The organism is Pseudomonas arsenicoxydans (assembly GCF_006438915.1).
In the GTDB taxonomy this organism is placed as follows: domain Bacteria; phylum Pseudomonadota; class Gammaproteobacteria; order Pseudomonadales; family Pseudomonadaceae; genus Aquipseudomonas; species Aquipseudomonas arsenicoxydans_A.
In genome coordinates this window covers 631,886-643,913 of record NZ_RCZE01000002.1, presented here as the reverse complement: position 1 = coordinate 643,913, position 12,028 = coordinate 631,886, and the positions used below count along the sequence as shown (strand labels likewise).

General features: G+C 59.4%; 14 protein-coding genes. 11 read left to right on the top strand and 3 right to left on the bottom strand.

Translation table 11 applies throughout. From position 1 onward, the window contains the following. Nucleotides 1–5 precede the first annotated feature (5 nt). Nucleotides 6–530: a KdsC family phosphatase gene (locus EAH78_RS06475; RefSeq protein ID WP_027924535.1), complete on the bottom strand. Its 525-nt coding sequence runs from the start codon at nucleotides 528–530 to the stop codon at nucleotides 6–8. Further along, nucleotides 530–1,504 carry a KpsF/GutQ family sugar-phosphate isomerase gene (locus EAH78_RS06470; protein WP_140666766.1) on the bottom strand — a complete coding sequence of 325 codons (975 nt, stop codon included), beginning with the start codon at nucleotides 1,502–1,504 and terminating at the stop codon, nucleotides 530–532. The genes EAH78_RS06475 and EAH78_RS06470 overlap by 1 nt, the downstream gene beginning before the upstream one ends. A 277-nt stretch (nucleotides 1,505–1,781) precedes the next feature. Between EAH78_RS06470 and EAH78_RS06465 the strand changes: the two genes are divergently transcribed. From EAH78_RS06465 to hisC, 10 genes are all read left to right on the top strand, one after another. Further along, the gene (locus EAH78_RS06465) at nucleotides 1,782–2,591 is read left to right on the top strand and encodes an ATP-binding cassette domain-containing protein (RefSeq protein WP_109787873.1); all 810 of its coding nucleotides are present in this window, start codon (nucleotides 1,782–1,784) and stop codon (nucleotides 2,589–2,591) included. Further along, nucleotides 2,591–3,388, top strand: a complete 798-nt coding sequence (mlaE, locus tag EAH78_RS06460) for a lipid asymmetry maintenance ABC transporter permease subunit MlaE (protein ID WP_140666764.1) — start codon at nucleotides 2,591–2,593, stop codon at nucleotides 3,386–3,388. Before EAH78_RS06465 ends, mlaE begins: the two co-directional genes overlap by 1 nt. Further along, complete coding sequence (gene mlaD / locus EAH78_RS06455) at nucleotides 3,388–3,855, top strand: outer membrane lipid asymmetry maintenance protein MlaD (protein ID WP_140666762.1); 468 nt, start codon at nucleotides 3,388–3,390, stop codon at nucleotides 3,853–3,855. The genes mlaE and mlaD overlap by 1 nt, the downstream gene beginning before the upstream one ends. A gap of 11 nt (nucleotides 3,856–3,866) precedes the next feature. Then, the gene (locus EAH78_RS06450; protein ID WP_140666760.1) at nucleotides 3,867–4,520 is read left to right on the top strand and encodes an MlaC/ttg2D family ABC transporter substrate-binding protein; all 654 of its coding nucleotides are present in this window, start codon (nucleotides 3,867–3,869) and stop codon (nucleotides 4,518–4,520) included. Further along, entirely contained in the window at nucleotides 4,517–4,822 is a 306-nt protein-coding gene (locus tag EAH78_RS06445; RefSeq protein ID WP_123435320.1) for an STAS domain-containing protein, read from the top strand. Before EAH78_RS06450 ends, EAH78_RS06445 begins: the two co-directional genes overlap by 4 nt. A gap of 113 nt (nucleotides 4,823–4,935) precedes the next feature. After that, nucleotides 4,936–5,175: a BolA family protein gene (locus EAH78_RS06440; RefSeq protein ID WP_007912386.1), complete on the top strand. Its 240-nt coding sequence runs from the start codon at nucleotides 4,936–4,938 to the stop codon at nucleotides 5,173–5,175. A gap of 22 nt (nucleotides 5,176–5,197) precedes the next feature. Beyond that, nucleotides 5,198–6,463, top strand: a complete 1,266-nt coding sequence (gene murA / locus EAH78_RS06435) for a UDP-N-acetylglucosamine 1-carboxyvinyltransferase (RefSeq protein WP_027924542.1) — start codon at nucleotides 5,198–5,200, stop codon at nucleotides 6,461–6,463. A 126-nt stretch (nucleotides 6,464–6,589) separates the two neighbouring features. Continuing rightward, nucleotides 6,590–7,225, top strand: a complete 636-nt coding sequence (gene hisG, locus EAH78_RS06430; RefSeq protein ID WP_007942738.1) for an ATP phosphoribosyltransferase — start codon at nucleotides 6,590–6,592, stop codon at nucleotides 7,223–7,225. 125 nt (nucleotides 7,226–7,350) lie between these two features. Further along, complete coding sequence (gene hisD / locus EAH78_RS06425; protein ID WP_140666758.1) at nucleotides 7,351–8,676, top strand: histidinol dehydrogenase; 1,326 nt, start codon at nucleotides 7,351–7,353, stop codon at nucleotides 8,674–8,676. Nucleotides 8,677–8,678: 2 nt separating this feature from the next. After that, the gene (gene hisC / locus EAH78_RS06420) at nucleotides 8,679–9,731 is read left to right on the top strand and encodes a histidinol-phosphate transaminase (protein ID WP_123435322.1); all 1,053 of its coding nucleotides are present in this window, start codon (nucleotides 8,679–8,681) and stop codon (nucleotides 9,729–9,731) included. A 124-nt stretch (nucleotides 9,732–9,855) separates the two neighbouring features. Here hisC and algW read toward each other — a convergent pair whose 3' ends face one another. Further along, the gene (gene algW, locus EAH78_RS06415; RefSeq protein WP_027924545.1) at nucleotides 9,856–11,016 is read right to left on the bottom strand and encodes a Do family serine endopeptidase AlgW; all 1,161 of its coding nucleotides are present in this window, start codon (nucleotides 11,014–11,016) and stop codon (nucleotides 9,856–9,858) included. Nucleotides 11,017–11,118: 102 nt separating this feature from the next. On the opposite strand from algW, the gene EAH78_RS06410 reads away from it, so the two are divergent. Next, entirely contained in the window at nucleotides 11,119–11,877 is a 759-nt protein-coding gene (locus EAH78_RS06410; protein ID WP_140666756.1) for a Nif3-like dinuclear metal center hexameric protein, read from the top strand. The last annotated feature ends 151 nt before the right edge of the window (nucleotides 11,878–12,028 follow it).

Genomic DNA, 12,028 nt, shown 5'->3' with positions numbered 1-12,028 from the left:
TGGGCTCACAGGTACGCGGCGTTGGCCGCATCGAGGCGGCCCTGGGCGCGCAGGATCAATTCGCAGAATTCGCGAGCGGCACCTTCGCCACCACGGGCGACGGTAATGCCATGGGCATTTTCACGCACGAAGCTGGCAGCGTTGGCTACCGCCATGCCCAGGCCGACGCGGCGAATCACCGGCAGGTCCGGCAGGTCGTCACCGAGGTAGGCCACTTGCTCATAGCTTAGGTTGAGTTGGGCCAGAAGTTCGTCCAGCACCACCAGTTTGTCTTCGCGACCTTGATAAAGGTGCGGGATGCCGAGGTTTTTTGCTCGCCGTTCGACCACCGGGGTCTTGCGACCGCTGATGATAGCTGTCTGTACGCCCGCCGCCATCAACATCTTGATGCCTTGACCGTCGAGGGTATTGAACGTCTTGAACTCACTGCCGTCTTCGAGGAAGTACAGGCGCCCGTCAGTCAGCACGCCGTCGACGTCGAACACGGCGAGTTTGATCTGTTTGCCGCGTTGCAGCAGGTCGGAACTCATTACATTACTCCTGCACGCAGCAAGTCGTGCATGTTCAAGGCGCCGACCGGACGGTCTTCGCTGTCGACCACGACCAGCGCGTTGATTTTGTGGTCTTCCATGATTTTCAGAGCCTCGGCGGCGAGCATTTCGGCCCGTGCTGTCTTGCCGTGAGCGGTCATGACCTGGTCGATGGTGGCGCTGTGGATGTCGATGCTGCGATCCAGTGTCCGGCGCAGATCACCGTCAGTGAAGATCCCTGCCAGTTTGCCGTCGGCTTCCAGAATGACGGTCATGCCCAGGCCCTTGCGGGTCATTTCCATCAGCGCGTCCTTGAGCAAGGTGGCGCGTTGAACCTGCGGCAGCTCTTGCCCGGCGTGCATGACGTTTTCCACTTTCAGCAGCAGGCGTCGGCCCAGCGCACCACCGGGGTGGGAAAAGGCGAAGTCTTCAGCCGTAAAACCGCGCGCTTCCAGCAACGCAACGGCCAGGGCGTCGCCCATCACCAAGGCTGCAGTGGTGGAGGAGGTCGGTGCCAGGTTCAGCGGGCAGGCTTCGTGTTCGACGTGAACGTTGAGGTTGACCTCGGCAGCCTTGGCCAGCGGTGAATCCGGGTTGCCGGTCACGCTGATCAACTGAATGCCCAGACGCTTGATCAGGGGCAGCAGGGTGACGATTTCGTTGGTGGAGCCGGAGTTCGACAGGGCCAGGATGATGTCGTCCCGCGTGATCATGCCCATGTCGCCGTGGCTGGCTTCGGCCGGGTGCACGAAAAAAGCCGTGGTGCCGGTGCTGGCCAGGGTCGCGGCGATCTTGTTGCCGATGTGCCCGGATTTACCCATGCCGACTACTACCACGCGGCCTTTGCTGGCCAGAATCATCTCGCAAGCGCGTACGAAATCAGCGTCGATGTGGGGCAGCAAGCCTTCTACGGCTTCCAGTTCGAGGCGGATGGTGCGTTGTGCTGATTGAATCAGGTCGCTGGATTGGCTCATGTCAGAAATCGTATAGCCTGATGAAAAGGCGGCGATTATAGCGGTAATGATCAAAACCCTCACGCTAGTTCGTCACGCTTTGTCATTCCCTGTACCCGAATCCTCTCTAAACGAGGCTTTTTGCCTGTCAAGTTACTGAACATGGTCGGGCTTGGGCCTTGGGCGCCAGACCTTTGCAGTGATATAGTTCGCCGCCAGTTCGGCCTGCCCGGGGAGGTATGTGCTTTCGTCAGAGAGCCAGGCGTCCGAGTGAGAGGCTGCATCGCAAGGAGTTTAGATGAGTGCCGATAACGCCTACGCGGTCGAGCTGAAGGGACTGTCCTTCAAGCGCGGTACGCGCAGCATTTTCAATAACGTCGATATCCGTATCCCGCGCGGGAAAGTCACCGGCATCATGGGGCCTTCCGGGTGTGGCAAAACCACGCTGTTGCGATTGATGGGCGCACAATTGCGTCCATCAAAGGGCGAAGTCTGGGTTAACGGCCAGAACCTGCCCAAGTTGTCGCGCAGTGATCTGTTCGATGCGCGCAAGCACATGGGGGTGTTGTTCCAGAGCGGCGCCCTGTTCACCGACCTCGATGTGTTCGAGAACGTCGCGTTCCCGCTGCGCGTTCATACCGAGCTGCCGGAAGAAATGATCCGCGACATCGTCCTGCTTAAATTGCAGGCCGTGGGCTTGCGTGGCGCCATCGACCTGATGCCTGACGAGTTGTCCGGCGGCATGAAGCGTCGTGTTGCACTGGCCCGGGCGATTGCCCTTGATCCGCAGATCCTCATGTACGACGAGCCCTTTGTTGGCCAGGACCCCATTGCCATGGGCGTACTGGTGCGCTTGATTCGCCTGCTCAACGATGCCCTGGGTATCACCAGTATCGTGGTGTCCCACGATCTGGCCGAAACCGCGAGCATCGCCGATTACATCTATGTCGTCGGCGAAGGTCAGGTGTTGGGGCAGGGGACTCCCGAGGAATTGATGAACTCGCAGGAGCCACGGATCCGTCAATTCATGACCGGCGAACCCGACGGTCCGGTCGCATACCACTTTCCAGCGACGGATTACCGCGCAGATCTTCTGGGGAAGCGTTGATGCGCAAGATTTCATTAATAGAGCGCGTGCGCCGGTTTGGCCATGCCGCCATCGACGTGCTGGCGGTGTTCGGCCGCTCGACGATTTTCCTGTTCCATGCCTTGCTCGGTCGCGGTGGCATTGGTGGTGGCTTTGGCCTACTGATCAAACAGCTGCATTCAGTTGGCGTGATGTCCCTGGTGATCATTGTCGTCTCCGGCGTGTTCATCGGGATGGTGCTGGCGCTGCAAGGCTTCAACATTCTGTCCAGCTACGGCTCGGAACAGGCGGTCGGGCAGATGGTGGCGCTGACGCTACTGCGTGAACTGGGGCCTGTGGTGACGGCATTGCTGTTTGCCGGGCGTGCCGGTTCGGCGCTGACAGCGGAAATCGGCAACATGAAATCCACCGAACAGTTGTCCAGTCTGGAAATGATTGGTGTCGACCCGCTCAAATATATCGTTGCCCCGCGCCTGTGGGCCGGCTTCATTTCCCTGCCGGTGCTGGCGATGATTTTCAGCGTGGTGGGTATCTGGGGCGGTTCGTGGGTGGCCGTCGACTGGCTTGGTGTGTATGAAGGTTCGTACTGGTCAAACATGCAAAACAGCGTGACGTTCACTGATGATGTGCTCAATGGCATCATCAAAAGCATCGTTTTCGCCTTCGTAGTGACCTGGATCGCCGTATTCCAAGGCTATGACTGTGAGCCCACTTCCGAGGGGATCAGTCGTGCCACTACCAAGACCGTGGTGTATGCCTCTTTGGCTGTACTCGGCCTGGACTTTATTCTGACCGCCTTGATGTTTGGAGATTTCTGATGCAAAACCGCACCCTGGAAATCGGTGTCGGCCTTTTCTTGCTGGCTGGCATCCTGGCTTTATTGCTGCTGGCGTTGCGGGTGAGTGGTCTGTCCCCGAGCCCGAACACTGACACTTATAAACTTTATGCGTACTTCGACAATATCGCCGGTTTGACGGTCAGAGCTAAAGTGACCATGGCCGGTGTGACCATCGGCAAGGTCACGGCGATCGATCTGGACCGCGACAGCTTCACCGGCCGGGTGACCATGCAACTGGAAAAGCGCGTAGATAACCTGCCGACTGACTCCACTGCATCTATCCTCACCGCTGGCCTGTTGGGCGAGAAGTACATCGGTATCAGCGTGGGCGGCGAAGAAGCCTTGCTCAAGGATGGTGGGACCATCCACGACACCCAGTCGTCGCTGGTGCTCGAGGACCTGATCGGTAAATTCCTGCTCAATACCGTTAGCAAAGACGCCAAATGAGGAGCTTTTGAATGATCTCTACCTTGCGACGTGGCCTGTTGGTTGTACTCGCGGCACTGCCGTTGATGGCTAACGCCGTGGCGGCGCCTTCCGCGCACGATCTGGTACAGGACACCACCAACCGGATGCTGGCCGATCTGTCGGCTAATAAAGAGAAGTACAAGCAGGACCCGCAGGACTTCTATACGGCGTTGAACACGATCGTCGGGCCTGTAGTGGATGCCGAGGGCATCTCCAAAAGCATCATGACGGTCAAGTATTCGAAGAAAGCCACACCGGCACAGATGAAAACCTTTGAAGAAAACTTCAAGAAGGGCCTGTTCCAGTTTTATGGCAATGCGTTGCTCGAGTACAACAACCAGGGCATCACCGTTGACCCGGCCAAAGACGAATCGGGCGATCGCACCAGCGTTGGCATGACCGTCAAGGGCAGCAATGGCGCGATTTACCCCGTGCAGTACACACTCGAGAAGATCAATGGCGAGTGGAAACTGCGCAACGTAATCATCAACGGCATCAACATCGGCAAGCTGTTCCGTGATCAGTTCGCTGATGCGATGCAGCGCAATGGTAACGACCTGGACAAGACCATCAATGGTTGGGCCGGGGAAGTCGCCAAGGCCAAGGAAAAAGCCCCGGATGCCGCTGGGAAGCAAGCACAATGAGTGTGTCGGCCATTCGCATGAGCGAGTCCGGCGAACTTCGGCTTAGCGGCATGCTGGACTACCGCACCGGCCCGGGTCTGCGCAAGCAGGGGCAGGCGTTGATCAAGTCCAGCACCGCGACTGAACTGGTGGTCGACTGCTCGGCAGTGTTGAAATCGAGCAGCGTCGGCTTGTCGCTGCTGCTGTGCTTCATGCGTGATGCAGAGGCGGCCGGCAAGGCGCTGAGCATCCGCGGGATGCCCGAAGACATGCGTGAAATCGCTCAGGTCAGCGAATTGACCGAGCTGTTGGCGCACCCCTGACCGCATCTATAAAGAAGCCCCCCGTCAGAGTCCTGCTTAGCGGGGTTCGCAGGCGCGGGGCTTTTTTGTATGATGTCCGACCCGTGCGCACAGGGCGCCGATTGAGGTTGAGCATGCAGGCCGTAGAAGTGAAGAGCTTCCTTGAAGGAAAGCTGCCCGGAACGTTGGTAGAAGTTGAGGGCGAAGGCTGCAATTTCCAGCTGAACGTGATTAGCGATGAACTGGCGGCGTTGAGCCCGGTGAAGCGTCAGCAGCAGATCTATGCCCATTTGAACCCATGGATCACCGATGGCAGCATCCATGCGGTCACTATGAAATTTTTCAGCAGCGCGGCCTGGGCCGAGCGCACCTGAGCCCAAGGGCGTCGAGATTCTTATGGATAAATTGATTATTACCGGTGGCGTTCGTCTTGATGGCGAAATCCGCATCTCCGGGGCAAAGAACTCTGCCCTGCCGATCCTGGCTGCCACCCTGCTGTGTGATGGCCCGGTGACCGTGGCCAACCTGCCGCACCTGCACGACATCACCACGATGATCGAGCTGTTCGGTCGCATGGGCATCGAGCCGGTGATCGACGAGAAGCTCAGCGTCGAAATCGACCCGCGCACCATCAAGACCCTGATCGCCCCGTACGAACTGGTTAAAACCATGCGTGCGTCGATCCTGGTGCTGGGCCCAATGGTTGCTCGTTTCGGTGAAGCCGAAGTCGCACTGCCTGGCGGTTGCGCCATCGGTTCGCGTCCGGTTGACCTGCACATCCGCGGCCTCGAAGCCATGGGTGCGGTCATCGACGTCGAAGGCGGCTACATCAAGGCCAAGGCGCCTGAAGGTGGCCTGCGTGGCGCGCACTTCTTCTTCGACACCGTCAGCGTGACCGGTACCGAAAACATCATGATGGCGGCCGCTCTGGCCAAGGGCCGCAGCGTGTTGCAGAACGCCGCTCGCGAACCTGAAGTCATCGACCTGGCGAACTTCTTGATCGCCATGGGTGCCAAGATCACTGGCGCCGGCACTGACACCATCACCATTGATGGCGTTGAGCGTCTGCACCCGACCACCTACAAAGTGATGCCCGACCGCATTGAAACCGGCACCTACCTGGTGGCGGCTGCCGTGACTGGCGGTCGTGTGAAGGTCAAGGACACTGATCCGACCATTCTTGAAGCCGTTCTGGAAAAACTCCGCGAGTCGGGTGCCGAAATCACCTGCGGCGAAGACTGGATCGAGCTGAACATGCACGGCAAGCGGCCAAAAGCCGTCAACGTGCGGACCGCTCCATACCCGGCGTTCCCGACCGACATGCAAGCGCAGTTCATTTCCCTCAACGCCATCGCCGAAGGCACGGGCGCTGTGATCGAGACGATCTTCGAAAACCGCTTCATGCACGTTTACGAACTGCACCGCATGGGCGCCAAGATTCAGGTCGAAGGCAACACGGCCATCGTTACCGGCACCGAGACGCTCAAAGGCGCGCCAGTCATGGCCACCGACCTGCGTGCTTCGGCCAGCCTGGTGATCTCGGCACTGATCGCTGAAGGCGACACCCTGATCGACCGCATCTACCACATCGACCGTGGTTACGAGTGCATCGAAGAGAAACTGCAGATGCTCGGCGCCAAGATCCGCCGCGTACCGGGCTAGTTTCAGCTGCATGGGCATAAGGACATGCCCGTTGAACTGTTTAAGTCGAGCCGGTTTCCGGCTCGATGTGTGTCCGGCGCCGTTTGCGACCGGGCATGAGTACCTTGATAAGGACTGACGTTTCCCATGTTGACCATCGCACTGTCCAAGGGCCGCATCCTTGACGACACCCTGCCGCTTCTGGCTGAAGCGGGCATCGTGCCGACCGAGAATCCGGACAAGAGCCGCAAGCTGATCATTCCCACGACCCAGCCTGACGTACGTCTGCTGATCGTGCGCGCCACCGACGTGCCGACGTATGTCGAGCATGGTGCCGCGGACCTCGGTGTCGCCGGTAAAGATGTGTTGATGGAATATGGCGGCCAGGGCCTGTACGAGCCTCTGGACCTGCGCATTGCCCTCTGCAAGCTGATGACCGCCGGCCGTGTCGGTGATGTCGAGCCCAAGGGCCGCCTGCGGGTCGCCACCAAGTTCGTCAACGTTGCCAAGCGTTACTACGCCGAGCAGGGTCGTCAGGTCGACATCATCAAGCTGTACGGCTCGATGGAGCTGGCGCCGCTGATCGGACTGGCGGACAAGATCATCGACGTGGTCGACACCGGCAACACCCTGCGCGCCAATGGCCTGGAGCCCCAGGATTTCATTGCCGACATCAGCTCCCGGCTGATCGTCAACAAAGCTTCGATGAAAATGCAGCACGCCCGTATCCAGGCGTTGATCGACACCCTGCGCAAGGCAGTGGAGTCTCGACACCGCGGCTGATTCACCTGCGCGACGTCAAGTCGCGCCGTCTATCCGCCTCATAGCCAGAATTCTCAGGTGCCCAAGCGGATCGAATGTTAGCTTCGGGCGCCTGAGTTTTTTGCCATTCCTATGAGGCTCTCGCTATGACCGCACCGACTGCAATTCGCCGACTCAACGCTGCTGACCCGGATTTCGCACATCATCTGGATCATCTGCTGAGCTGGGAAAGTGTGTCTGACGACTCGGTCAATCAGCGGGTGCTGGACATCATCAAAGCCGTGCGCGAGCGTGGCGATGCGGCGCTGGTGGAATTCACCCAGAAGTTCGACGGCCTGCAGGTCGCTTCGATGGCCGACCTGATCCTGCCGCGTGAGCGCCTGGAACTGGCCTTGACACGGATCACCGTGCCGCAACGCGAAGCCCTGGAAAAAGCCGCGTGTCGGGTACGCAGTTACCACGAAAAGCAAAAACAGGATTCCTGGAGCTACACCGAAGCCGACGGCACGGTGCTGGGCCAGAAGGTCACGCCACTGGATCGCGCCGGTCTGTATGTACCAGGCGGTAAAGCGTCGTACCCGTCTTCGGTGCTGATGAACGCGATCCCGGCCAAGGTGGCGGGCGTGACCGAAGTGGTCATGGTGGTGCCGACCCCGCGCGGTGAAATCAACGAACTGGTGCTGGCTGCCGCCTGCATCGCCGGTGTGGACCGGGTGTTTACCATCGGTGGTGCCCAAGCGGTTGCCGCGCTGGCTTACGGCACCGAAAGCGTGCCGAAGGTCGACAAAGTGGTGGGCCCGGGCAACATCTATGTCGCCACCGCCAAACGTCATGTGTTTGGTCAGGTCGGTATCGACATGATCGCCGGCCCGTCCGAGATTCTCGTGGTATGCGACGGCCAGACCGATCCGGACTGGATCGCCATGGACCTGTTCTCCCAGGCCGAGCACGATGAAGACGCCCAGGCGATTCTGGTCAGCCCGGACGCCGAGTTCCTCGACAAGGTCGCCGCGAGCATTGCCAAGCTGCTGCCAACCATGGAGCGTGCCGAGATCATCGAAACTTCGATCAATGGCCGTGGTGCGTTGATCAAGGTCCGCGACATGGAACAAGCCATTGAAGTGGCCAACCGCATCGCGCCGGAGCACCTTGAGTTGTCGGTCGCTGATCCGCAGGCCTGGTTGCCGCAGATCCGTCACGCGGGCGCGATCTTCATGGGCCGTCACACCTCCGAAGCCTTGGGCGACTACTGCGCCGGTCCGAACCACGTGTTGCCGACGTCTGGCACCGCGCGTTTCTCCTCGCCGCTGGGTGTGTACGATTTCCAGAAACGCTCCTCGATCATCTTCTGTTCCGAGCAAGGTGCCTCCGAGTTGGGCAAGACCGCTTCCGTACTGGCCCGTGGCGAGTCGCTGACCGCCCACGCCCGCAGCGCCGAATACCGCATCATCGAAGACAAGCAGGGGAACTGAGCATGAGTAAATTCTGGAGCCCCTTCGTCAAGAGCCTGGTGCCTTACGTGCCGGGCGAGCAGCCGAAATTGACGAAACTGGTGAAGCTCAACACCAACGAAAACCCTTACGGGCCATCGCCTAAAGCCCTGGCCGCGATGCAGACCGAACTGAACGACAATTTGCGTTTGTACCCGGACCCGAACAGCGACTTGCTCAAACAAGCTGTCGCCAGGTACTACGGCGTGCAAGGCAATCAGGTGTTCCTCGGCAACGGTTCCGATGAAGTCCTGGCGCACATCTTCCACGGTTTGCTGCAACACGATCAGCCGCTGCTGTTCCCGGACATCAGCTACAGCTTCTATCCGGTTTACTGCGGGTTGTATGGCATCAAGTTCGATGCCGTACCGCTGGACGAGCAGTTCCAGATCAACCCGGCCGACTACGCCAAACCGAACGGCGGGATCATCTTCCCGAACCCGAACGCACCGACCGGTTGCCTGCTGGCGCTGGACGCCGTTGAGCAGATCCTCAAGGCCAGCCCGGATTCAGTGGTCGTGGTAGATGAGGCCTACATCGACTTCGGCGGTGAGACGGCAATCACGTTGGTGGACCGTTATCCGAACCTGCTTGTAACTCAGACTCTGTCCAAATCCCGTTCACTGGCCGGCCTGCGAGTTGGCCTGGCGGTGGGACATCCGGACTTGATCGAGGCGCTGGAGCGGATCAAGAACAGCTTCAACTCTTATCCGTTGGATCGTCTGGCGATTGTCGGGGCTGCCGCTGCGTTCGAAGATCGCGAGTACTTCGACAAGACCTGTCAGCTTGTAATCGAGAGTCGCGACAAGGTCGTCGGGCAACTGCAGGCGAAGGGATTTGAGGTGTTGCCGTCGGCAGCGAACTTTATTTTTGCCCGTCATCCCCAGCACGATGCAGCAGGGTTGGCGGCGAAGTTGCGTGAGCAAGGCGTGATCGTTCGGCACTTCAAGCAGGAACGGATTGCCCAGTTCCTGCGGATCTCCATCGGCACACCTGAGCAGAATCAGGCGCTGATCGACGGCCTCGGCGACCTCTAAACCACCACCTCGACCCTGTGGGAGCGTGGCTTGCCCGCGATGAACGATAACGCGGTGTACCTGATACACCGCGGTGTTCCCATCGCGGGCAAGCCACGCTCCCACAGTTTTTTGGGATGTCTGCTTACTCTTCTTCTTTCTCTTTGACTGGCGCAGGTGGCGGGCGCAGGCCGATCTCGGCGGTGAGCTTGAGCTCCTTGCCATTGCGCATCACCTGAACCGTGACCTTGTCCGTCGGCTTGATCCGCGCGACCTGGTTCATCGAACGGCGACCATCGCCGGCCGGCTCGCCGTCAATGCTGAGGATCACATCCCCCAGTTGCAGGCCGGCCTTCTGCGCCGGACCGTCACGGAAAATCCCCGCGACCACAATCCCCGGACGTCCCGACAGACCGAAAGACTCCGCCAGTTCCTGGCTCAACGGCTGCACTTCAATGCCCAACCAGCCGCGAATCACCTGGCCGTGTTCGATGATCGACTTCATCACTTCCATCGCCAGCTTGACCGGGATCGCAAAACCGATGCCTTGCGAGCCGCCGGACTTGGAGAAAATCGCGGTGTTGATGCCGGTCAGGTTGCCATTGGCGTCCACCAGCGCACCGCCGGAGTTACCGGGGTTGATCGCGGCGTCGGTCTGGATGAAATCTTCGTAGTTGTTCAGGCCCAGCTGGTTGCGGCCGGTGGCGCTGATGATGCCCATGGTCACGGTCTGGCCGACACCGAACGGGTTGCCGATGGCCAGCGCCACGTCGCCGATGCGGATGTTGTCGGAACGGCCGATGGTGATTGCCGGCAAGGTTTTCAGGTCGATCTTCAATACCGCGAGATCGGTTTCCGGGTCGCTGCCGATCACGCGGGCCAGGGTCTCACGGCCATCCTTGAGCGCCACGACAATCTGGTCTGCACCGGTGGTGACGTGGTTATTGGTCAGGATGTAGCCTTCCGGGCTCATGATCACGCCGGACCCCAGGCTCGATTCCATGCGCTTCTGCTTGGGTGAGTTGTCACCGAAGAAGCGGCGGAATTGCGGGTCTTCGAACAGCGGATGATTCGGTTTGTTGATGACTTTGGTGGTGTACAGGTTGACTACCGCAGGTGCGGCGATAACCACGGCGTCGGCATAGGACACCGGTCCCTGTTGCACGCTGGTGGTTTGCGGCGCTTGCTGCAAGTTCACATCGAGGCTCGGAAGCCCGACCCACTGTGGGTAACGCTGAATTATCAAAAGAGCGATAAGCACGCCGGCCAACAGCGGCCAGCCGGAAAAACGCAGCGCCTTGAGCATTAAGCACTTCCTGAAAGGTTGCAGGCGGTATGAGACCGCCCATAATGTCGCGCATTATACGAGGCCAAGCGCGCCTCTGAACGGGATATTTAGGAGTCTTTTATGGCCGTCGCCCTGAGCACCCTGGTCGAAGAAGCCGACCGTTACCTCTCCAGTGCCAAAATTGCTGATTATTGCCCCAACGGCTTGCAGGTCGAGGGCCGGCCGCAAGTGATGCGCATTGTCAGTGGCGTCACGGCGAGCCAGGCACTGCTGGACGCTGCGGTCGAAGCCGAGGCCGATCTGGTGCTGGTGCATCACGGTTATTTCTGGAAAGGCGAGAACCCGTGCATCACCGGCATGAAGCAGCGTCGATTGAAAACCTTGCTCAAGCACGATATCAGCCTGCTGTCTTATCACTTGCCACTGGACCTGCACCCGGAAGTCGGCAATAACGTGCAACTGGCACGTCAGCTCGACATTACCGTCGAAGGTCCGCTGGATCCGGACAATTCTAAAGTTGTTGGCCTGGTTGGTTCGTTGAGCGAACCGGTGACGCCGCGTGATTTCGCCCGTCGCGTCCAGGAAGTCATGGGCCGCGAGCCGCTGCTGATCGAAGGCAGCGAGATGATTCGCCGGGTCGGTTGGTGCACGGGCGGCGGTCAGGGTTACATCGATCAGGCGGTGTTGGCCGGTGTCGATCTGTATCTCAGTGGTGAAGCCTCGGAGCAGACCTTTCACAGCGCCCGGGAAAACGACATCAGCTTCATCGCCGCCGGCCATCACGCCACCGAGCGTTATGGTGTCCAGGCCTTAGGCGATTATCTGGCGCGCCGGTTTGCCCTCGAACATATCTTCATTGATTGCCCGAATCCGATCTGAGATCCACCACTGATCAAAATGTGGGAGCGGGCTTGCTCGCGAATGCTGGCTCACATTCAACATATTTATCGACTGACACACCGCTTTCGCGAGCAAGCCCGCTCCCACAAGGGGCCGTGTAGCCCAAACGAGGGGGTATATTCATATGCCC

Coding starts and splice junctions, on each gene's coding strand:
- hisG (WP_007942738.1), top strand. CDS start 6,590: ATGTTGACCATCGCACTGTCCAAGGGCCGCATCCTTGACGACACCCTG.
- hisC (WP_123435322.1), top strand. CDS start 8,679: ATGAGTAAATTCTGGAGCCCCTTCGTCAAGAGCCTGGTGCCTTACGTG.
- mlaE (WP_140666764.1), top strand. CDS start 2,591: ATGCGCAAGATTTCATTAATAGAGCGCGTGCGCCGGTTTGGCCATGCC.
- mlaD (WP_140666762.1), top strand. CDS start 3,388: ATGCAAAACCGCACCCTGGAAATCGGTGTCGGCCTTTTCTTGCTGGCT.
- EAH78_RS06410 (WP_140666756.1), top strand. CDS start 11,119: ATGGCCGTCGCCCTGAGCACCCTGGTCGAAGAAGCCGACCGTTACCTC.
- EAH78_RS06445 (WP_123435320.1), top strand. CDS start 4,517: ATGAGTGTGTCGGCCATTCGCATGAGCGAGTCCGGCGAACTTCGGCTT.
- EAH78_RS06440 (WP_007912386.1), top strand. CDS start 4,936: ATGCAGGCCGTAGAAGTGAAGAGCTTCCTTGAAGGAAAGCTGCCCGGA.
- hisD (WP_140666758.1), top strand. CDS start 7,351: ATGACCGCACCGACTGCAATTCGCCGACTCAACGCTGCTGACCCGGAT.
- murA (WP_027924542.1), top strand. CDS start 5,198: ATGGATAAATTGATTATTACCGGTGGCGTTCGTCTTGATGGCGAAATC.
- EAH78_RS06470 (WP_140666766.1), bottom strand. CDS start 1,504: ATGAGCCAATCCAGCGACCTGATTCAATCAGCACAACGCACCATCCGC.
- algW (WP_027924545.1), bottom strand. CDS start 11,016: ATGCTCAAGGCGCTGCGTTTTTCCGGCTGGCCGCTGTTGGCCGGCGTG.
- EAH78_RS06475 (WP_027924535.1), bottom strand. CDS start 530: ATGAGTTCCGACCTGCTGCAACGCGGCAAACAGATCAAACTCGCCGTG.
- EAH78_RS06465 (WP_109787873.1), top strand. CDS start 1,782: ATGAGTGCCGATAACGCCTACGCGGTCGAGCTGAAGGGACTGTCCTTC.
- EAH78_RS06450 (WP_140666760.1), top strand. CDS start 3,867: ATGATCTCTACCTTGCGACGTGGCCTGTTGGTTGTACTCGCGGCACTG.